This is a genomic window from Acetobacterium sp. (genome assembly GCF_036508315.1).
In the GTDB taxonomy this organism is placed as follows: Bacteria; Bacillota; Clostridia; order Eubacteriales; family Eubacteriaceae; genus Acetobacterium.
In genome coordinates this window covers 1-22,374 of record NZ_DATCHP010000013.1, presented here as the reverse complement: position 1 = coordinate 22,374, position 22,374 = coordinate 1, and the positions used below count along the sequence as shown (strand labels likewise).

Genomic DNA, 22,374 nt, shown 5'->3' with positions numbered 1-22,374 from the left:
CGGTTTCCCAACGCGGGAAAATAGAAGTTTATGATCGTGAAAATAAAGACATTCCTGATGGTTGGGTCATTGACCGCCAGGGAAATAGCCGCACGGATACAAAACAGATTTTAATCGACCTGGTCAAAGGCGAAGCTGCTCTCACACCTTTAGGCGGGATTGGCGAAGATACCGGTGGCTATAAAGGCTACGGTTATGCGACCTTTGTTGAAATTTTGTCCTCTGCCCTTCAAAGCGGTGCTTTCTTAAAAGGGCTTTTAGGCTTTGATAAAAAAGGCAATGCCCAGCCATATCATTTAGGGCATTTCTTTATTGCCATTAACATCGATAATTTTACCGAAATTGATGACTTCAAAAAAATTACCGGTGATATTATGCGGGATCTTCGTGCTTCTGATAAAATGCCTGGCCAGGAGCGGATTTATACCGCCGGCGAAAAAGAATATGATGTCTGGTTGGACCGAAAAGACAAGGGTACTCCCATGAACGATGCTCTGATAAAAGATATTTTAGATATTAAAGCGGAACTTGGTTTAGAACAATACCAGTTTCCTTTTGAAAAATAAGTAAAATCATTATTTAAACCAAAAAAAGAAACGGTACTTAAACCGTTTCTTTTTTTATTACAATGAGTGAAAGCTTTAATAAGTTTCTGCAAATAATTCAAAGTAAGCCTGATCATGTTTACATGCCGGGCAAACATCCGGAGCTTCTGCACCGGTATGAATATATCCGCAATTCCCGCATTTCCATTTCACATCACCGGAGCGTTTGAAAACTCTGCCTGATTCAATATTGGCAGCTAATTTCAGGTAACGTGTTTCATGGGCCTTTTCAGCCACACAAATCTCCAGCCAATTCTCTGCGATTTCCGGGAAACCTTCTTTTTTTGCAATTTCAGCAAATTTAGGATAAAGGGTATGCCATTCATCCTTTTCCCCTGCTGCAGCGTGAATAAGATTGTTTTTAGTATCCCCCAGCGCCACAGGAAAGTTCGCATTTACATTAAGATCAACGGCTTCTCCCATAACATATTCGTTATTGGCAATATATTTATAGAATACTTCACCATGTTCCTTTTCATTTCCGGCTGTTTCCAGGAAAAGTTCACTGATTTGCTGATATCCTTCTTTTTTTGCAATTGATGCAAAAAAAGTATAGCGATTTCTAGCCTGTGATTCACCTACAAATGATGCCATTAAATTTTGTATTGTTTGAGTTCCTTTGAGTTTTCCCATACTTTCCTCCTTTATAATAATTATAAACTTACCTTATTATAACCTTTTTCCTTTAAAAAATCCAAAATTCATCTTAATTCAACTCATCAATAAACTTAATCAGGGCCTGGGCTGCAAGGAAAGGGCCATCCTGCTCAAAACCGGGAATTCCCAGTTGGGTTCTAATCATCCCAATTTTCACCCCGGTTTCTTCCATTTTCTTAAATGTCTGTTTCGCAATTTTTTCATGCTGGTCTTTAAGTTGAACCGCACCAAAGGGATTTGCAAAATATGTGGTAGTCATGCCTACTTCGCCGGTGGTTCCCTTTGCCATGCGCTTGCCTTCAGAAAACACACTATAAGCAGTATCCAGGTCATCAAAGAGTTCAATCGAAGGGAAGGCGTCACTGATCTCTTCATAGTTATTGATATAGAACACAACATCCACTCTGGTCGATTTAGCAATTTCTTCATAGGACATTTGCGGCACAATGACCCGGGCATTGACGATATTGGGATTCATAAATATACTGCGGTCCATCGTACTGTAAGCATACCCGGGCTGAAGGTCATCAAGCCTTACAAAAGCCCCAATTTCAGTTCCAACAGCCATTAATTTTCCATCCTCATTAATGTGAAGGGAACCCATGTCATCAATGAGAATATCGAAATCACAGGCCAACTCCTTGGGAAGCTTATTAATGGCCTCCAGAGTTTCAGATTTTCCGGCCCCGCTATCGCCGATAAGCATCACATTGGCTGACTTCTTGCCGCCGACACGTATTTTTGCAAAGGCCCCATGAACAGGCAAGGCTTCTTTCTCGATTTGGATAATATTGTGAAGCGTCAGTACCATCTTTTTCATATACCCAAAATAGTCAATTTCAGAATGATTGGGAATAAGTCCGTAATATACCCCATCTTCCCTGGCCACAAATCCCAACATTTCATCTTCTTCAAAAAAGCTTTGATCCAGTCCGAAAAAAACAACGGAATCCGGTTTTTTCTTTGTAAATTCTTCAGGACTTGCCAGTTCAAAGAGATTGAACAAACCAGCACCAAGAGCCAGGTACTCTTTCTGAACATAAACAATGGATAATAAGCGTCCCACCTTTATTGGAACAGCAAACCATTCATCGCAATCCAAATAAAATTTTTGTAAAATCCGTTTATCCTTAACCGGGAAAACCCCATCCCGTTTGCTGGATTGGGTGTAAAAAATAACTGGCGGTTCAAAAATCGCCTCCCATACATAAGGGACTTGGTAAAGAGATTCATTTTTGCTTTTTGATTCTTGTGAAAAGTTAAACTTATCTGTTAAAAATGCTACCTGGGCACCACTGGGAAGCTGACGGTAGATATTAAAACTTTTTCCAGTGATACTAAAGTGAACATTACGGTAGAGATCCAATACCATTTTTTTAAAGGCATCATTATTGGAAGCCAGAGAATGTGCTTTGGATCGCTTAATATTTTCATCATTGCTATAGGCATCAGTTTTGATCATAAATCGTTGGATATTTCGCCAATAGTTGTAAAATCCCTCAAGGAAGCCTAAAATCAGTGGCGAGTACTCTTTGTAGTCAGACTTTATATTAAAATAACCTGACGCTATGATTTCTTCAAGTGTGTTGATATTTAAAAGATATATAAAATCAATGAATTTACTTTCCTCAAAACCCCCTTTTCCATTTTTAAAAGGCTCCAGTGTTTCAATGAGGTGAGATTTTTTCACTTCCAGCTCTTTTACAAAGGTCTTAATTAATTTTTTGAAAAGATTTGACCGAATGATCTGCCCATAATTAGTGAATTTCAAATCCCCTTTTATAATAGCAGTTCTTTCTAAATTTGTATCTTCGGCTTTCATAAGTTTCTCCTAGCTAATAATTTCAAGTAATTGCGAAAGTATTGTGAGCTTCACTGTCTGTTTACATGAAACAATTTTTCCACTATACGTCGGACAGTTCGTTGAACTGTTCGCCTATACGTTACAAAATTGTTTATGTAACAGACATCAAAGCAATTTACGGTTGTGTTTATGAATTTCGCAAGTACTTAAATAATTTCAAGTAATTCTTCAATGTTCGAGATAAGATGGGTGGCACCGGCGACTCTTAGCTCATTTTCACTGCCGCAACCGTAGGTCACACCCACAGAGTCAATTCCTACTGCTATTGCGCCCTGGATGTCATAAAAACGGTCTCCAACCATTAATACCTCGGATAAATCGATCACACCATGTTCCTCTAAAAAGTCCAGAATAATTTCTTCTTTGGCACTTCGGCTCCCATCGCTTTGGGTACCGAAAATCCGGGATATTTCTATATCAATTTCAAGATTTTTGATTATTTTTTTTGCATTCAGCTCATTCTTAGTTGTTGCAATCCCAATCAAACAGCCCTTTTCCACAAGTTTACTGACGGTTTCCCTAACCCCATCATAAAGAACAGCGCCATACATTTGGCCATTTTCCACATATTCCTCAAGATAATAATTGTAGGCTTGTCTCGATTCCTCGAGGGTGAAACCAAAAAACTCCTGAAAAGAATCAAGAATAGGTGGTCCAAGTAGTCTGTCAACCTCAAAGATTTGAGGATCGGGATATTCCATTTTTTCCAGGGCATATTCAAATGAACGACGCACACTGTCTTTTGAATCAATGAGCGTCCCATCTAAATCGAATAATATATATGAATACTTCATAAAACCTCCATTAGTTTATCGAGTGTGTTCAAGGCTAATAATATCCTAAAATTAGTTGAATATACTTAAATTATAAACTAGATAAGTCTTTCTAACAAGGCAAAATATTTCTCTTAATCAGTTTAACCATTTCGAATCGTTTGAAAAACTTTTTTTCAGTTTCCTTTTCAAATTTATCATTGAAATTTATTGTTCCGATGAATTAAAAGTGTTATAATAACTTTAAAATAAAATGTTTTTAGGAGGATTATTATGCTAATCGGATTTTTTGTTATTCTCGGTATCTTAGTGATTATTGGCCTTTGGTTAGTATTGTCAAGAAACAACTTTGTAAAAGTTAAAAACCAGGTCGAAGAAGCTTTTTCCACCATGGATGTTTATCTGAAAAAACGTTATGACCTCATTCCCAACCTTGTTGAAACCGTAAAAGGTTATGCCAAACACGAGTCAGAAACATTTACCAAGGTTACTGCAGCCAGAACTGCTGCCATGAATGCCAACAACATTAACGATAAAATCAACAACGAAAACATGTTGTCTGACACTTTAAAAAGCCTTTTTGCCGTGGCAGAAGCCTATCCTCAATTACAGGCAAATACCAATTTTCTTGACTTGCAACAGCAGCTTCAATTAACTGAAGGCGAAATTGCCAATTCAAGAAAATACTACAATGCCGTCGTCCGTACCTTTAATACCATGGTTCAATCCTTTCCCAGTAATTTAATTGCCAGCATGTTTGGTTTCAAAGAACAACCTTTCTTTGAGGTTACAACAGCTGCAGAACGAGAAAACGTCCAAGTTAAATTTGACTAAACATAAATTATGTTGGAGGACAAACACTATGAAAAGACGATGCTCGCTTCTCCTTTTTGGACTTCTGCTTTTGGGATGTTTATTTCCCGGAGGCACCTTTGCCCGGGAATCCTTTAATATTACACAATATGATGTAAACATGAAGGTTCAGGAAAACCATGCTTATAATGTCCAGGAAAATATTACAGTGGCCTTTACTGCACCCCTTCACGGGATTTACCGGTACATTCCTTACAAGGGAACTTTTTACAGACAAATTGATGGACAACCAGTGGAAACTCCTTATGCTGCCCGTTTAACAGATATTAACGTTGAAAATTGGCCTTTTGCTGTTTCATCTGAAAATGACACTAAGCTCATTAAAATTGGTTCCAGTGACAAAACTGTTAATGGAACACAGATTTACCCCATTTCCTATACCTGGAATCCCGGTGATGACAAGATTCCTTCCCAGGATGATGTTTATTTTAATATTATTCCTCCAAATTGGGATACTTCCATTGCCGGGGCAACGTTCACCATTGAAATGCCAAAAGCCTTTGATCCCAATAGTGTGGAATTTATTACTGGGAAATATGGCATTACGGACACCACCGCGGTTGATTTTAGTGTTAATGGCAATACCATTGTGGGAACCCTTAACCGGCCTTTAAGTAATAATGAAGGTGTCACCTTAAACATCAAGCTGCCCGAGGGATATTTTGTTGGGGCTTTTACCGGTAATGAGTTTCAACCCTTAATGTATATCCTCGTGGGTATCGCCCTTTTAAGCGCCTTCCTCATTTGGTTTTTTAAAGGCCGTGATCAAAAACCGGTAGAAACCGTTGAGTTTTATCCACCTCAAGGATTTACGCCCTCCCAAATCGGCTATATTGTCGATGGAACAGTGGATTCTCCTGAAGTTTTATCCCTTATCATGTATTGGGCTGATAAGGGCTATATGACCATTGAACAGATGGATAAAAAGAATTTCACCTTTCATAAAATAAAGGAACTTCCGGATACTGCCATGGATTTTGAACGCACCTTTTTCAATGCGCTTTTCGGCTTTTCTGAAGGCAAAAAAAGTTTTTCCACAAAAACAGTGCCTGTTGACTTTTTCGATAAAATTAAAGCAACCAAGGCTCAAATTGAAGGCTATTTTGCTATACCTGAAAATAATTTGTTTACCCCGAGTTCAAAAATCGGACAATGGGGCATTACCCTTTTAATGCTGGTTCCTTTAGTTGCATTGGCCATTAATGGTGTTTACAAAATGGGAGATTTCTCATGGATCACTTTAGGATCCTCAGTTTTTTTTACAGCGATACCCGTTTTTGTGAGCATCAAAATTATTACCTCTGCTCTTGAAATTCGCCAGGGAACCACCATAAAGAAAACCGTGGGTCGTCTGATCCTTGGAATTATTTTAACGGTTCTTTCTGTGTTGCTTGTCTTTGGAATCAGTTTGGGTATTTATGGAGATAATTCTATTCTTCCGGCACTGGCTGCTCTTATTGCCACTGGTGTCATTGCATATTTCCAAATGATAGCCACTCAGCGTACGAACACCGGCCGGCTATGGCTGGGACAAACCCTTGGGTTTAAAAACTTTATTGAAAAAGCAGAACTTAGTCGGATTCAAACCCTGGTGAACGAAAATCCCCAGTATTTCTATAACATTCTTCCCTATGCTTATGTCTTGGGAGTCACAAACAAATGGGCGAAAAATTTTGAATCTCTCGTCATTGAGCCCCCACAGTGGTATTATGGCAGTGGTTACAATTACAACACTTTCAATACCTTTATATTTGCTTCCCTTCTCATGAACAGTATGAATCATATTTCCTCATCAATCATTGTTCCACCTAACTCTGGCTCTGGTGGATTTGGCGGTGGTGGATTCTCCGGCGGCGGCGGATTCTCCGGCGGTGGCGGCGGTGGCGGTGGCGGTGGTGGCTGGTAAAAGTTTTAGTATGGTTATAACTCAGTGTTTGAGCCATTTTTAAAATTACAGTGACTTCATGTAATTGCCTGAATATGACACCATACCAAACATTCATATGACACAAACATTAACAAGCTAATTGTTTATCTTTTAGCTTGTTTTTTAGCGCAAAAAAAAATGCACTGGAAACTAAATGCATCTTTTTTAATTTAACTATTCTATATGATTTCGATGCCGTTATTTTTACAATATTCATGGTAAATTTCCGGAGTTTTGTCATCTAAGATAAAACCATTAAAAACCGATAAGTCAACCATCTTTGCCAGTGATATCTGGTCAAATTTTGTATAGTCTGCCATTAAATAGCATTTTTGACTTATTTCATAAATCGTCTGATTAATTTCAATTTCTTCAAAATCACTATGTGTGATTCCATTACTCAGAGAAACAGCCATAACACCCATAAAAGCTTTATCGATATTGAAGCTTTTTAAAAAGTCATTGGCTTCTTTTCCATAAAATGCCCCTGAAATATTTCGAAGCTTTCCTCCCGGCATATAAACCGTAATCCCAGAAATCGAAGATGCCCTTAATGCAGTGCTCAGAGATAAAGTAATTAAACTGATCTCCTTTACATCCTCAAGATAATCAAGTACAAGTTCCACTGTGCTGCCTGCATTCAAGGCAATAGTATCACCATTATTAATGAGTTTGGCTGCCTTTTTAGCAATTATCCGTTTCTCAACAATATTTTTGGTCCTTTTTTTGAATATATCCATTTCTGGTGTTGCTTGATGGGTGATGTTTTCCTTGGTAAAAGCTCCGCCATAGGTTAAACTGATGCCATATTCCTGGGAAAGGTATTTTAAGTCTCTTCGAATGGTTGCTTCCCCAACACCGTATCTCTCAGAAAGTTTGGCGACCTTTACCGAGCGTTGAGTTAATAATAAATTCAAGATTTCTTTTCTTCGATCAATATGTTGCATTTCATCCTCTTTTCATCCGCCACAACAACCGCCAAAAATCTGATGCATATTTAAATCTGCCTGAGTGTTTATTCTAAAACGGTAGAGTGTTTTAAAACCCTGCTCCGGTTACTTGGAAATTATATTACAATTGTTAAAGTTTTTTCTCTTTCAGTTCTCAGATCTTAACAAATATTGGTGTTCCTATTTGAATAATATATTGTATTTACACTATTTGTCAATAATTTTCTCAATTACTTTAAAATGTCCCCAACATGTTAATTTTAAATAAACATGTGATGCATTTTTTAGTAGATATTTCAATATTTGTTGTTATATTCATTCATGCTTGGGTAAAAGCATTCTGATTAAATTAGTTTCTTAGTGCTTGTGTCCGAAGACTGTTCAATTATTCCACTGGCAATGAACCACGCCTTCTCTATAATCCCGGATCACTAAAAGCCCTACCGATTCAGCCACTATAGCCAGCTCATCAACACTCAGATTTTTGCACTTAATATCTGCGGCTCTTCCTAACTGATGAAAGGAGTATTTCGATCCGTCACACTCTAAATTTTGCTTTTCACATCGTATACCTGATATTATAAGCACCTCATGATTCACCAGATTTCGTAAAGCCTGGATTTTTTCTGTAAGCTTTGCATTCATATGAATTGGAAATCCATTGCAATATTTTCCATGGCAGTCACAGGCATATTCCGGACTATTTAAATGATTAGCGGTTCTATCTTTTTCGTCCTTTTCTTTTAATCTGAAATACAACTCATCAGCATTGAGTTTTTGATGAATTCGTTTTTTTTCTTTTTCCATAACAGTTCCTTTCATCTTTACTATAAATAATTTTAAAAAAATAGCATGTCTTTACGACACGCCATTAGAGATTGTAGATAAAGAAGTAAAGTAAGTCCTGGGGACAATGGTAATATCAGATGTCTGCATCATGGCGAACAGGCGATAGCCTGTACGATCTTGCAGCAGACAACGATTTACCATTGTCCCCAGGACGGGTTTGTGTCGACAGGCTTAAACCTAAGAATCCAGCTTAAGCACTGCCATAAATGCTTCCTGAGGCACTTCAACGTTACCAACCTGACGCATCCGTTTCTTGCCTGCTTTTTGTTTTTCCAAAAGCTTATGCTTACGGCTAATATCCCCACCATAGCATTTAGCCAGTACATCTTTACGCATGGCCTTAATGGTTTCTCTGGCAATAACCTTGTTTCCAATAGCCGCCTGAACAGGAATCTCAAACATTTGCCGTGGAATTTCCTCTTTAAGTTTTTTGGCAATTAATCGACCTCGGCCCTCGGCTTTATCACGATGGACAATAAAGGACAAGGCGTCAACCAGTTCGCCATTGAGAAGAATATCAAGTTTCACCAGATTTGATGGCCGATATTCTTTAATTTCATAGTCAAAAGAAGCATAACCCCTGGTTCGGGACTTAAGGGCATCAAAGAAATCATAAATGATTTCATTGAGAGGTAATTCATATTCAAGAATAACCCGACTCTCCTCGACATATTTCATGGTGAGATAGGTTCCCCGTCGTTCCTGACAAAGTTCCATAATGGTTCCTAAATATTCGGAAGGAACCATTATACTTGCATTCACAATCGGTTCTTCCATGGTTTTTATTTCAACCGGATCCGGGAGTTTACTTGGATTGTCTACCCACAGCTCGGTGCCATCGGTTTTAACCACCTTGTAGATAACACTGGGAGCTGTGGTGACTAAGTCGATGTTAAATTCCCGCTCAATTCGCTCTTGAATAATCTCCATATGAAGGAGTCCTAAAAATCCGCATCTGAATCCAAAGCCCAAAGCCATAGATGTTTCAGCCTCATAAAGCAGTGACGCATCGTTTAACTGAAGCTTTGAAAGAGCATCCTTTAAGTCTTCAAACCGGGATCCATCGGCAGGATAAATCCCACAGAAAACCATAGAAGTGACCTTCTTATATCCCGGCAAGGCTTCAGCTGCTGGATTTTCGGTTTCCGTAATGGTATCCCCTACCCGGGTATCCTTAACGTTTTTTATGCCGGCATTAACATAGCCCACATCGCCAGCGGTAAGCTCAGTGACAGGTAATAATCCATTGGCGAAAACCCCAACCTCATCAACTTCAAAGGATTTCCCAACAGCCATCATGTCGATTTTCATGCCTTTTCGAATCTTACCCTGAACCACCCGTATGGATGCGATGACCCCACGGTATTGATCATAATAAGAGTCAAAAATCAATGCCTGAAGCGGACCGTTCACATCTCCTGTGGGTGCCGGAACTCTTTCCACAATGGTTTCCAAAACCGCATTGATATTTATTCCTGTCTTGGCTGAAATAAGCGGTGCATCTTGAGCTTCAATACCAATGATGTGTTCAATTTCGTCCTTTACCCGTTGGGGGTCGGCACTGAGAAGATCTATCTTGTTAATAACGGGGATGACTTCCAGATTATTTTCCAGAGCTAAGTAGACATTGGCAATGGTTTGGGCTTCAATTCCCTGGGATGCATCAACAACCAGCAAGGCACCTTCACATGCTGCCAGACTTCTGGAAACCTCATAGGTGAAATCCACATGACCTGGTGTATCGATGAGATTGAGAATATACTCTACCCCATCCTTAGCTGTATACAATAATCGAACCGCCTGGAGTTTAATGGTAATCCCGCGTTCCCTTTCGATATCCATGTTATCAAGGAATTGTGCTGACATATCCCTTTTACTCAGGAGTCCGGTGTCTTCAATGAGCCGATCTGCGAGAGTCGACTTCCCGTGGTCAATGTGAGCGATGATTGAAAAATTTCGTGTGCGTGATTGTTTTTCTGACAATTTTGTATATCCTCTACTTTCAAATCTATATTAAAATAACTGATTATCCATCTTTTTTCTATTAGAAGTGTATTTTATCAAAAAATATTTTTTTTGTCACGTTTTTTCTTGATAATTCTTTTTTAATGTGTTAGAATTACTATGTTATAAATAAATGAGGGGGGTGAACCCATGGCTAACATTAAATCAGCTATGAAACGAGCTAAAACAAATGAAACACGTCGTATACGTAATAAAATCGTAAAGACAAACCTTAAGACTTCTGTTAAGAAATTTGACTTTGAAGTGTCCGAAGGTAACGTAGAAGCAGCACAAGAAGCATATCGTTTAACGTCAAAGAAAATTGATATGGCTGTTACAAAAGGTATTTTACATAAAAATACTGCAGCGCGTAAGAAAAGTACTTTGGCAAGAATAATAAACGGCATGACTGCTTAATTACCTTATTTATATATTCCCAAAACCCGTGTCTCTCGTGTCAATCCAAAGATGTACTTACTCAGGTACATCTTTTTTATTTGCCAAAAACGTCACTCGTGTTTTAGGTTGTCGACAAACTACCGTACCGATCAATTGTTAAGTCAGTTTCTATGAAATCTTCATTAAAAATAATTCTAGTCCAAAATTTTGATCAATTTCTCCCTTTTTCATTTGGGCATCCAGTTCTGCCCCAATGACAATGAGCTTCCAAAGATTGTCCGTTGGATAATTTTTACCGTTTTTAAGAATTTTATTAACAATAAAAGGGGCCAGCTTCATTTCACTTGCAACTTCTTTTGCAGGCAATCCCCTTTGGGTGTAAATCTTCACCATCAGAAGCATTCTTACCTGCCGCAAAAGCAGACTGAAAACACCAAACGGGGATTCCCCTTCCAGATAAAACTGATTGAGCATGTTGAGTGCCTGGCCCTTTTTTCCGGCCATCGCATAATCAATCATTTTAAATACACCATCTTCAATGGTTTGCGGCATAATCAGGAGGATATCTTCCTTAGTAATGTCAATCCGGTCCCCAACATAATCAATCATTTTATTTAAATCATGATCCACCATTTCCATATTTTTATTTTCATTAGTAAGATATAGCGAGCGTTGGATAAATAATTCCATTTCCCTTCGAGCAAGGGTTTTCCCAGCTATTTTTAATCGTCTTTTGATCCAGTTTTCCAGATCTCTTGCATCCAGCTTTTCATAATTAACAATCTTCCCTTTTTTTTGCAGGATCTTGTAAAGTTTTTTACGTTTATCCGGTTGTTCCCAATAAATAATCAAAAGCGTCGTTGGACTTGGGTTTTCAAGATACGCCGCAAAACAGTCAATTTCTCTTTTATCAGAAATTTTTCCGATTTGAGCAGGTTCCCTTATAATCACCATCCGTTTTTCACTCATCAATGGAAGGGTTTCACAGGTTGAAAGAATTTCTGAAATATCAGGATTTTTATCCGTAAAAATAGTGAGATTCAAAGCTTCCAATCCCTTGGAAATCACATTGGCCATTAATGTTTTTTCCATCATGTGCCCGATATAGGATTCAGCACCTGTAAATAAATAGACAGGTCCAATTCCTTTATTTTTTATGTCTTTGTTAAGTTCTTTGTAATTCATTCTTTTTCTCCCTGACTGTTTCCATAAGTTTTATAGCGTAGCCATTCCCCATTGCTCGTCATTTCAACTGCACCGTTCTGATCTGTTCTGAGGGTTTCAACCGCTTGATCTTTAAGCCTTTCCAGTACTTCCAACCCGGGATGCCCAAAGGTGTTATATGCCCCAACCGAAATCACTGCTAATTCCGGATCAACCAGGGTTAAAAATTCCTGGGTAGATGAAGTTTTGCTGCCATGATGAGGAATCTTAATCATTTGAATGTCTCTTGCGGGGCTTTCCTGACTTAACTCACTGAATAGTTTTTCTTCAACTTCTTTTTCAATATCCCCACAAAGAAGCAATGTTGTTTTCCCATAGCTGAGTCGTATGACCAGCGATGCATTATTTTGATTCTCCTCTTCAACTGGGTTTACTTCCCCGGTTGGACTCAAAATTTCAAGTTTAACCCCATCAGTTCCTTGAATCACAGATCCTTTTTTGAGAAGACTGACCGGAACGGCTGATTGATTTAATAAGACTTCATTATTGGTATTCACACTCATAAAAAGATTGTCTACCGGAAACTGTCCCTCAAGAAGTTCTTCAATTCCCTGACTGTGATCAACATGATTATGTGAAAGAAATACCCCATTAAGCTTATTAATGTTTTTGTTGTACAATACTGGCAAAACAATGCTTTCTGAAATTTTTGTTTCTTTTTCGAGAATATACCCACCCCCATCAATAAGGTAGTTTAAACCACCCGGGGTTTCAATGAGAATACTGTCTCCCTGGCCAACATCCAAAACAGTAACGACCAAATTCTTAGGGAAAAGTGGCAACACGATTAGCAGAATACCAAGTACGGCTCCAAAAATCAGAACAGTTTTTTTTACCAGAGGGTTTCTGAGATGATAGTACCCGGTAATAAGAAAGGCCAGATAAATAAATAGCAGCATCTCAGTAATGCTTAGACCACCACGTCTGACCCATAAGAAGCTGAAAGCATCCCCAATGTCATTAATTCCAGAAAGCACCACCAGAATCGATTCTCCCAGAAAATTCAGTGGCATTGCAAGTAAAGACGCCATAAAGGGCAACACACCGGCAATGAATAAAAATATAATTCCCGCCAAGAGAAATGCACCGATTAAAGGGACAACGATTAAGTTGGAAAAGAAACTCAACAGAGTGAAGCCCTTAAAATGGTAAAACATCATGGGCAGGGTTCCTATGGTAGCACAACAGGTTAATGCCAACCCCTCAATAATCGGACCTGGCGTTTTCTCCCGTCTTGAGATCTTTTTATTCAACTGTTTTTTGTATTGAAATAATAAGGGCCCATAAAATAGGACAATCCCCAGGACCGCCCCCATGGATAATTGAAAGCCTGGCTGAAAAAGTTGGCTGGGCCATAGGCATAGAATTATAATCCCAGCCAGGCAAAGATTATTTAAGTTGTCTTTTTCTCGATGGATTCCCTGTCCTAAAGTAATACTTCCCAGCATAATCGATGCTCGAATAACCGGAGATTCAAAACCTGTCATGACAATATAAAAAAACAATGCTGGAATCAAATAAAAAAGCCAATGCTTTTTCTTAATTTTAAATCGTGTCAGAAAAAATGAAATCAGTAGAAAAACATACCCTACATGAAGGCCTGAAACCGAAAGCACATGGGCCACCCCGGCATTTTGAAAGCTTAGCTTAATATCGGAATCAATATCCTTTCCTCCAAACACCACTCCTTTAAGGAGATCTGAAACATTTTCAGACAGATAAGTGTCACTGAGCTTTTCCAGATAAATTCTAAAAGCAATGATGCCTTCAAAGGGAGAAGGATCCCGGCCGATCTTTTCTACCTTTCCTGTTTCAACATAAACCAGTCCCTCAATGCCCTTTGATTTAAGGTAAAGCCCATAATCATAACCGCCGGGATTTCGTTGTCCCTGGGGCTTGGACAATTCGCCTTTTATATTGAGTACATCCCCGGCAATCGGCATGGATTGGGCTTCACCCTTTTGCACAGGTATGGTTACTTTCAAACCCAAGGGCTTTTTAATGGCGGCTTTATCATTACTGATGTCAGAAGTCTTTAAATTAAAAACAACGCCGTAATCTTCAACTTTAGGGGAATCTGAGACAACTCCAGAAATAGTCACCTCAGTTCCATAAAAATCTTCCAGCGTATCACTTACAGGAAAGGTTAACACACCTAACACACATCCCAAAAGGTAGAGACCCAGAACAAAGAATATCTGGGTTTTCTTAACGCCCCTGACCATTAAAGGCATCGCACCTAAAAGGCCCCCAAATAAAAGGATTCCCCAAAGAGGAACCCTATAATAATAAAGGGCAATCGCAAAACAAAGGGCTAAAAATCCCCAAAGCAAGGGTCTTTTCATATCAGAAAGGGTTTAATTTTCAGAAAGAGCTTTAATATCAAAGCTCTTTCCAATTTCAGTCACATAAAGTGCGCCGGTATTCCATAATACTGTTAATCTCATATGCGTTCCTCTTTCTTTTGATTCGATGTTCGAGACTGAAATTATGCATATACATCTATTATACCCTGATTGCTTTGAATTAAATACTTTCAATACTGTTTATTTTATGTTATTTTGATATAATAAAGGTGGTCAAGTATATTATTTCATGAAAGGGTTTATTATGATCGGTTTTTTCGAAAATAAATTTAAAGCATCGGATGGTGCGATAATCACCACCTATCAAACGCCACTGCCCTCGAGACCCGAAGGCATACTGCTGATAGTCCATGGTATGGCAGAGCATGCCCTGCGTTATCATGAATTTGCGGATTTTCTCTACGAACACCATTTTATGACCGTGGCTCATGATCAAAGGGGTCATGGTAAAACCGGAATTGAATCTGGAACCCTTGGTTTTTTTGCCGAGGAAAATGGATGGCAACGTGTGGTTTCAGATGTAAAAGAATTATCACTTTTAATAAAGAAAGAGCATCCGGATCTCCCTCTTTTCATACTGGGGCACAGCATGGGATCTGTGGTTACCCGGTCTTGCCTTATTGAGTTTCCGGAACTTTATCAAGGTGCCATCGTTATCGGAACCACGGTGGGTATTAATGCTGTCATCCAGAAAATCGGAAGTTTCATTGCCGGTTATGAAATCCTCAGACATGATGCTAAATTTCCATCCGAAAATCTAGCCCATCTTTCCTTTGGAAGCTACAATAAAAAGTTCGCCCCAAACCGAACCCCCTATGATTGGTTATCCCTCAGTGAAAAAAATGTGGATGATTACATTAAGGATCCTCTTTGTGGATTTACTTGCAGTGCCGGCTTTTACAGAGACTTTTTTAATGGTATTCACACCACGAGTCGCTTTGAAAATATTAATAAAATGCCCAAAGATTTTCCAATCATCTTTCTATCCGGAAGCGATGACCCTGTTGGCAACATGGGAAAAGAAGTTAAACGGGTCCACCGTCTCACCAAAAAATCAGGAATGACAGCTGTGGAACTAAAACTCTATTCCGGGCTTCGACATGAGATTTTAAATGAAAATATTCGGGTGGAAATATACCAGGATATTCTCAATTTTTGCAAGGCTCATCGTTAGAAATAAAGTCAGCGTTTTCATATCGCATAATGTTCTATGATATGTTATTATTGATTCCATGGAGGTACTATAATGACACAAAATATATATGTTTTCGGACATCAGAATCCTGATACGGATTCACTTTGCTCTGCCATTGCTTATGCAAATCTAAAAAAAGAATTAGGCTTTACCAATGTATTCCCGGCTCGGCTGGGTACAGTGAATAAGGAAACCCAGTTTGTTCTGGACACCTTTGCCGTTAAAGCCCCAAAATTGATTAAGGATGTTAAACCCCAGGTTTCTGATCTTATTATCGCTGAATTTTCCATGGCCCATGAAAATGATTCTATTTCAAAAACAATGGAAAAGATTATTGATCATCCCGGCCGTTCCCTTCCGGTGATCAGTGATGATGGTAAACTCATTGGCATGGTCTCCTTTTCAGATATTATTCCCGCCTATACAGACCCCTTTTCAAAATCAATTCTCCGGGATAATGCAACTCCTTTAGAAAATATCATTGAATTGTTGAATGCCCGGGTCTATGGTTCTCAGAAAAGTGATACCGTTCAAGGTGATGTTTATACCATCACTGAAATAGAAGCAGGTCAGAAGCTTGGTTCCAAGGATATTCTTGTGACGGTTCAACAACCAATTTTTTTAAAGCGGGCCTATGAAACAGATGCCGGGATTATTATTGTTTCCAATGCTTCACCCGATATTATTTTCAACCTTCCCGATGATTATTCAGGGGTCGTTTTGCTTGTGGTGTCAGGTCCTTTTGAAGTCATTCGTCTTTTATGCCAGGGCATTCCCATTAAGCATTACTTCCAAAAAAATCATCTTGAATACTTTATGTCTTATGAAACCATTGATGATGTAAAAAAGAACATGCTTACCTCAGCGCATGACCGGTTTCCCGTGGTTAATGTGAATGGTCGAGTACTTTCAACCATTACCCGAAGTAACCTGATTGACTTTAATCGTAAAAAGGTCATCCTTGTGGACCATAATGAACGGAGTCAATCCATTATTGGGGTGGAAGCAGCAGAAATTATTGAGGTCATTGATCACCATCGCGTGGCAGAAATACAAACCACGACACCACTTTACCTCCGCATTGAACCGGTTGGCTGTACTGCCACCATTGTAGCAAAAATGTATCACGAACATAGGCTTCCTATTTCGAAAACAATGGCCGGTCTGATGCTAAGCGCCATTATTTCAGATACCCTTCTCTTTAATTCCCCAACCTGTACAGAAGAAGATAAAAAAATCGCCTATGAGCTTGCAATAATACTTGAAATTGATCTTAAAAGCTACGGCGAAAAAATGCTGATCGCAGGAAGTAATCTTAAGGAAATGACTCCAAATGAAATTATTACCACGGATATGAAAATTTTCACGATGGGCACCTATAAAATAGCCGTTTCTCAAATCAACACAGGTGACTTCCGAGGTATTTTCGAAAAATTAAATCCGGTGCTTTCAGAAATGAATGCCCTTTGCGAACTTGAGAAACTGAGCCTTTCAGTGCTGATGGTTACGGATATTATTATCGGCGGTACTGAATTAATTATAGCCGGAGAAGCAAAAAATTTAGCCACCCAGGCCTTTGGACTCAAACCGGATGAGTTCAGTAAATTCATGAGCGGTGTCTTCTCTCGCAAAAAACAAATTGTCCCGCCCTTAATGAATGCTTCAGCCTATTAAGGGTAATTGAAATATTGGAATTGGTGAAAATATGTTGAAAAAAAAGATGTTTCCAAAAAAGAAAAAAACGTTTTCTGTTGTAATGGTTCTTTTTCTTATATTATTGTTACCTGTATTGATCACAGGCTGTGTCGAGAAAAATCTAATCAATGATCCCGCAACCGGGGAAATCACCCCCCCCAATAATTTACAACCCCTTCTGGATGGAAAATATACGACCTCCACCCGATTTTATGATACCCGGGGATATGCCCAGCAGCTTGATCTTAATATTAAAAACGGCATTATTACCGAAGTAACCTTTAAGGAGATTTCTATGAATTCAATTGACCGTCTTACCCAGGAAGGGGAAGCAAAAACCTGGGACGGCGTGGGGACGATGACTTTGGGTTCCCTTTATTATCGGATGTACAGTGATTTACTCCTCACCCAGGATCCTGATAAAATTGAAGCCATTTCGGGAGCAACTCAAACCCATGAGCGTTTCATTGAATTGGCAAAAGCCGGAATTGAACAAGCCGTTAAAGGCAACCACGAACCGGGAAAGATTAAGACTTCAGATACCTATATTATTCGCAGTCAAATTGACCCTGACGGATATCAAGGTGTGCTTACTGCAACCTTCAAGGGTGACACTCTGATTACCCTTTCCTATGATGAAATTCGACTTGAAGACGGTAAGTCAAAGAGCAAACTCTTAGATGTTGAAAATAATGTTAATTACAAGGCAATTTTTGGAACATTCGCCCAGGATACCCTTATTAGTCAAAACCTCAACCCAGTTTTCCCAGAGGGTGAACTTTCACCTGAGAAACTAAAGTATAGTGAAACCCTTCGAATTCTTAAGGATTACCGAAATTCATTCCAGAATTGATGGAAAATTAAAGGAATCCTATCTAAATTCAACTTTTTTCTTGACATATTTCTATGACATGCTATACTGAATTATCTGGAATTACGTTTATTTCAATGATTAAAGAAGGAGTAGAAAACATGGAAAACAATACATTTGGTACACGATTAAAAGCTTTAAGAATTTCAAAAAGATTAACACAGGAAAATTTTGCAAATCTCTTTTTTCTTAATAAAAGCTCTATTTCAAAGTATGAAAAAGATAAGAATTTACCTGAAAATCAATTGCTGATTAAGATTGCTGATTTTTTTGAAGTGTCAGTTGACTATTTACTTTGCAGAACAGATCAACCAAAACTTTTGCCCAGTAATCCAAAACCAACAACATGCGGAGACTTTTTAGAATCATATGTCTTTTCCGATGAAGAGACCGATTCCTTTTCTTCTTATTTCTCTTTCCCTGAGAGCTATAAGCAAGAAGTTCTGGATTTTATTAATTTCAAAGGCACCAGTGCTAAGCAATAATTTAATTCGCGAATAAAAAAAAGAGCTTGATTAAATAATCAGGTTCTTTTTTTATTTGAGTTTGTCGGCTGACTGGGTGAGGATCTATGAATCTCGCCTTCAGGCCATCGATTTTTTAAAAATCCTATTTTCCTAAAAGGTAGGTAAGTGTAAATAAACTATCCGTGATGTTTACATTTTCAACAACCACATCATCCGGAACATTTAGGTCCAGAGGACTGAAATTAAGGATTCCTTTTACCCCTAAATCAGTGATTTGAGTGGCAACTATTTGTCCGACTTCCCTTGGGACACATAAAATACAAATATCTATTTCATTAATTTCTAAAAAATTTTCAATCTCATCCAGGTGCTTGACGACAACACCTCCCAAAACTGTTCCGATCCTTTGGGGATCAATATCGAAAACGCCTTTAAGAAATACACCTTCCCGCTTAAAGCGTTCATAATTTGCAATGGCATGTCCCATATTTCCGGCACCAATGATCATACAATTATATTCACTATCCAGACCCAGAATTACTTTAATAGCTTCCCTAAGCTCTGAAACATTATATCCATAACCCTGTTGTCCATAACCGCCAAAGGAATTTAAATCCTGCCGGATTTGGGACGCAGTAAGTCTCATAAGGCTGGCTAATTCTCTTGAGGATATTTTTTCAATATCATTCTCCAGCAAATCGCTGAGATATTGGTAATATTTTGGCAACCGTTTTACAACGGTCATTGATACTTTTTTCGAGAAGTGATTCATGATTTACTTCTCCTTTCTTTCAATAACGCATTTATTATACCAATGTGACGTAAGTACGTCAAATTTTTCATTTTAATTTTGTTGTTTTTTTGATAGAATGGAGTTGTAAACCCAAAACAATTGATTAAAAACGAAAACAGGTGAAATAATGTTAATTAATATAGAAAACTTGCATTTTAGTTATGGCATCCATGAAATTTTTAAGGAAATTAGTTTGTCTATTAATGAAAAAGAACAAATTGGTCTTGTTGGACGCAACGGTACCGGCAAATCGACCTTCCTAAAACTCTTAACCGGTGAATTAATTCCAGATGGTGGACGCATCAGTAAAAAAAATGGTCTCACCATGAGTTATCTTGCCCAGGAATCGGTGATTTCGGGAGAAACCACCCTTCAGGAAATGCTGACTTCCGTCTTTCAGCCTCTCATTGACATGGAAAAAAGAATTAAATCCCTGGGTTATCAAATTTCAGAGGCGAATAATGATGACCTGGAAAAACTCATGGCCGAATATGGGGAACTTCAGGAATCTTTTTCTGAAAACCATGGCTATGAATATCCTAGCCGTATCCGTGGTATTCTAAATGGTCTTGGATTCGCTGAGGAAGATATTAATAAACCCTTTTCCGTTCTCAGTGGCGGTGAGAAAACCCGGGCGACTTTAGGGCAGATTCTTTTAAAGGAACCTGAGCTTCTGCTATTGGATGAACCCACCAATTATCTGGATATTAATGCACTCCAATGGTTAGAGCAATATTTAAAGAGCTATACCGGTACCTTTATTATTATCTCCCATGACCGATTTTTTCTTGATAAAGTCTGCAGCACTATCCTGGAGGTCGCTAATAAAAATATTAAAGCCTACAGTGGTAATTATACCCACTATGCACTGAAAAAACGCAAGAATCTGATGGAACAGAATCATCAATACCAACAGCAGATGAAAGAAATTAATCGTCAAAAAGAAGTGATCAAGCGCTTTCATCAGTATAATACAGAAAAAAGCACCAAACGAGCAGCCAGTCGGGAAAAAGCCCTGGAAAAAATTGAAATCATGGATAAGGCCGTGGTCGTTCACCAATCTCATTTTAATTTTAAACCAAGAGTCCAAAGCGGAAAAGATGTCCTTTATGTGGATGGTCTTAAAAAGTCATTTGATCAGCAATTACTTTTTCAGAATTTATCCTTTGAGATTCACCGGGGCGATAAAATTGGAATTATTGGACCAAACGGTGCCGGCAAAACCACTCTGTTTCGAATCCTTCAGGAACAACTCTCTGCTGATTCCGGTGAAATACGGCTGGGACAGAAGGTTAACGTTGGTTACTTTGATCAGGAACACGAAGATCTTAAAAGTTTTTACAAAGAAAATCTTTTAGAAGCTCTTTGGGATATCGATAAACGCCTTACCGAAGGCGCACTGCGAAACCATTTAGCGGCTTTCCTATTCGTTGGCGATGATGTTTTTAAACCCATTGAAACCCTGTCCGGCGGAGAAAAAGCCCGATTGTTACTGGCCCGACTGATGATTTCCCAATCCAACTTTTTAATGATGGATGAACCTACCAATCATATTGACATGGACACCAAGGAAATTTTAGAAAATGCCCTCTCCAGCTATGAGGGAACCCTTCTGTTTATTTCCCATGATCGTTACTTTATAAATCGCATTGCCAATAAAATTTTTCTTTTTACTCCAAATGGGGTTGAAATTCATTTAGGAAACTACGATGATTATCTCAGACATAAAAGTGAAGCTGAAGAACGTGAAACCCTTACCGCCGAAGATAATAAAGTGGTGACCACAAAAACACAACAAAAAACAGATCGCAAAAAGATAAAAGAAGAGGAAGTCCGAATTCGTGGACTAAAACACCGGGTTAAAGAAATCGAAGATGCTATCCTAACCAAGGAAACACAGATCAAAGCCATTGAACAGGAAATGTGTCATCCGGATTTTTATAGTGACCTGGAACATGCCTCAGCTGTGAATAATACCTATGAAAAGGGCAAACTTCAACTTATCGAACTAACCGACCACTGGGAAAAAGCATTAATGCTTCTTGAAACCGAATAAACCATTCTATAAAACGTTTATTGTCAGACCGTAGGGGCGATTATTAATCGCCAGCAAACGTTGGGGTTAAAGAGTAACGCTGGATTTCTCATTATGTAGGGGGCGGGTACTACCCGCCCCCTACATAATTGCAATAAAAAAAAAAAAGAAGTCCCGGTGGGACTTCTTTTTTGTATTAAGCGAGAAGCTTACATCATTGGCATTCCGCCGCCACCCATACCACCTGGCATGCCGCCCATATCTTCACTTGGAAGATCTGCAACTGCTACTTCGGTTGTAAGGAACATTGCTGAAACGCTGGCCGCGTTTTGAATGGCTGAACGTGTTACCTTGGTTGGATCAATGATTCCAGCCTTAAACATATTCACAAATTCGCCTTTGACTACGTCAAAACCAACACCTTTTGGTTTGTCCTGCATTTGCGATACAATAACAGAGCCTTCTAATCCGGCATTTTCGGCAATTTGTCTCATCGGTTCTTCGATGGCTCTTCGTATAATGAAAGCGCCTGTTTTTTCATCGCCTTCAAGTTTTTCAATGAGTTCATCTACTTTTCCGATGGCATTAATATAAGCAGTACCACCGCCAGAAACAACGCCTTCTTCAACAGCCGCTCTGGTCGCATTTAAAGCATCTTCAATTCTATATTTTCTTTCTTTTAATTCGGTTTCAGTGGCTGCTCCAACTTGAATCACAGCAACACCGCCAGCTAATTTAGCAAGACGCTCTTGTAATTTTTCACGATCATAATCTGAATCTGTTTCTGGAATTTGAGCTTTAATTTGACGAATTCTTTCATCAATGGC

Annotated in this window: 19 protein-coding genes; 9 read left to right on the top strand and 10 right to left on the bottom strand. The window is 38.8% G+C overall.

The genetic code is table 11. The features are described 5' to 3' along the window. The coding region (locus tag VIK44_RS01815; RefSeq protein ID WP_331552137.1) for an Ldh family oxidoreductase at window positions 1-566 on the top strand (566 nt) is incomplete at its 5' end. Window positions 567-641: 75 nt separating this feature from the next. On the opposite strand, the gene rbr is transcribed toward VIK44_RS01815, so the two are convergent. From rbr to VIK44_RS01800, 3 genes are all read right to left on the bottom strand, one after another. Continuing rightward, on the bottom strand, window positions 642-1,238 hold the full coding sequence (gene rbr / locus VIK44_RS01810; protein ID WP_331552136.1) for a rubrerythrin: 597 nt from the start codon (window positions 1,236-1,238) through the stop codon (window positions 642-644). A gap of 73 nt (window positions 1,239-1,311) precedes the next feature. Then, window positions 1,312-3,084, bottom strand: coding sequence for a hypothetical protein (locus tag VIK44_RS01805; protein WP_331552135.1), 1,773 nt, complete (start codon window positions 3,082-3,084; stop codon window positions 1,312-1,314). 188 nt (window positions 3,085-3,272) lie between these two features. Next, entirely contained in the window at window positions 3,273-3,920 is a 648-nt protein-coding gene (locus tag VIK44_RS01800; protein WP_331552134.1) for an HAD hydrolase-like protein, read from the bottom strand. 252 nt (window positions 3,921-4,172) lie between these two features. Here VIK44_RS01800 and VIK44_RS01795 point away from each other — a divergent pair, with 252 nt between their 5' ends. Together VIK44_RS01795 and VIK44_RS01790 are read left to right on the top strand one after the other, a co-directional pair. Then, complete coding sequence (locus VIK44_RS01795; protein ID WP_331552133.1) at window positions 4,173-4,733, top strand: LemA family protein; 561 nt, start codon at window positions 4,173-4,175, stop codon at window positions 4,731-4,733. Window positions 4,734-4,761: 28 nt separating this feature from the next. Further along, on the top strand, window positions 4,762-6,678 hold the full coding sequence (locus VIK44_RS01790) for a DUF2207 domain-containing protein (RefSeq protein ID WP_331552131.1): 1,917 nt from the start codon (window positions 4,762-4,764) through the stop codon (window positions 6,676-6,678). Between the two features lie 200 nt (window positions 6,679-6,878). On the opposite strand, the gene VIK44_RS01785 is transcribed toward VIK44_RS01790, so the two are convergent. From VIK44_RS01785 to lepA, 3 genes are all read right to left on the bottom strand, one after another. After that, entirely contained in the window at window positions 6,879-7,646 is a 768-nt protein-coding gene (locus VIK44_RS01785; RefSeq protein ID WP_331552130.1) for a DeoR/GlpR family DNA-binding transcription regulator, read from the bottom strand. Between the two features lie 384 nt (window positions 7,647-8,030). Continuing rightward, a complete protein-coding gene (locus VIK44_RS01780) occupies window positions 8,031-8,456 on the bottom strand; it encodes a D-Ala-D-Ala carboxypeptidase family metallohydrolase (RefSeq protein WP_331552129.1) in 426 nt (141 codons plus the stop codon). Between the two features lie 219 nt (window positions 8,457-8,675). Beyond that, window positions 8,676-10,481: a translation elongation factor 4 gene (gene lepA, locus VIK44_RS01775; protein WP_331552128.1), complete on the bottom strand. Its 1,806-nt coding sequence runs from the start codon at window positions 10,479-10,481 to the stop codon at window positions 8,676-8,678. 171 nt (window positions 10,482-10,652) lie between these two features. Here lepA and rpsT point away from each other — a divergent pair, with 171 nt between their 5' ends. Beyond that, complete coding sequence (gene rpsT / locus VIK44_RS01770; protein WP_331552127.1) at window positions 10,653-10,919, top strand: 30S ribosomal protein S20; 267 nt, start codon at window positions 10,653-10,655, stop codon at window positions 10,917-10,919. Between the two features lie 150 nt (window positions 10,920-11,069). Here the strand turns inward: rpsT and holA are convergent, their stop codons facing one another. Continuing rightward, window positions 11,070-12,086 carry a DNA polymerase III subunit delta gene (gene holA, locus VIK44_RS01765; RefSeq protein WP_331552126.1) on the bottom strand — a complete coding sequence of 339 codons (1,017 nt, stop codon included), beginning with the start codon at window positions 12,084-12,086 and terminating at the stop codon, window positions 11,070-11,072. Further along, window positions 12,083-14,458 carry a DNA internalization-related competence protein ComEC/Rec2 gene (locus tag VIK44_RS01760; RefSeq protein ID WP_331552125.1) on the bottom strand — a complete coding sequence of 792 codons (2,376 nt, stop codon included), beginning with the start codon at window positions 14,456-14,458 and terminating at the stop codon, window positions 12,083-12,085. Before VIK44_RS01760 ends, holA begins: the two co-directional genes overlap by 4 nt. 277 nt (window positions 14,459-14,735) lie before the next feature. Between VIK44_RS01760 and VIK44_RS01755 the strand changes: the two genes are divergently transcribed. From VIK44_RS01755 to VIK44_RS01740, 4 genes are all read left to right on the top strand, one after another. Beyond that, window positions 14,736-15,665 (top strand): alpha/beta hydrolase, encoded by a 930-nt coding sequence (locus VIK44_RS01755; RefSeq protein WP_331552124.1) that lies wholly within the window; start codon window positions 14,736-14,738, stop codon window positions 15,663-15,665. A gap of 72 nt (window positions 15,666-15,737) precedes the next feature. After that, complete coding sequence (locus tag VIK44_RS01750) at window positions 15,738-17,360, top strand: putative manganese-dependent inorganic diphosphatase (protein ID WP_331552123.1); 1,623 nt, start codon at window positions 15,738-15,740, stop codon at window positions 17,358-17,360. 31 nt (window positions 17,361-17,391) lie between these two features. Further along, complete coding sequence (locus tag VIK44_RS01745) at window positions 17,392-18,234, top strand: hypothetical protein (RefSeq protein ID WP_331552122.1); 843 nt, start codon at window positions 17,392-17,394, stop codon at window positions 18,232-18,234. Window positions 18,235-18,353: 119 nt separating this feature from the next. Then, window positions 18,354-18,737, top strand: coding sequence for a helix-turn-helix transcriptional regulator (locus VIK44_RS01740; RefSeq protein WP_331552121.1), 384 nt, complete (start codon window positions 18,354-18,356; stop codon window positions 18,735-18,737). Window positions 18,738-18,861: 124 nt separating this feature from the next. Here VIK44_RS01740 and VIK44_RS01735 read toward each other — a convergent pair whose 3' ends face one another. Further along, window positions 18,862-19,491: a redox-sensing transcriptional repressor Rex gene (locus tag VIK44_RS01735; protein WP_331552119.1), complete on the bottom strand. Its 630-nt coding sequence runs from the start codon at window positions 19,489-19,491 to the stop codon at window positions 18,862-18,864. Window positions 19,492-19,639: 148 nt separating this feature from the next. Here VIK44_RS01735 and abc-f point away from each other — a divergent pair, with 148 nt between their 5' ends. Next, entirely contained in the window at window positions 19,640-21,568 is a 1,929-nt protein-coding gene (gene abc-f, locus VIK44_RS01730; RefSeq protein WP_331552117.1) for a ribosomal protection-like ABC-F family protein, read from the top strand. A 188-nt stretch (window positions 21,569-21,756) separates the two neighbouring features. On the opposite strand, the gene VIK44_RS01725 is transcribed toward abc-f, so the two are convergent. Further along, window positions 21,757-22,374 (bottom strand): TCP-1/cpn60 chaperonin family protein (locus VIK44_RS01725; RefSeq protein WP_331552116.1); only part of this gene is annotated, 618 nt, incomplete at its 5' end.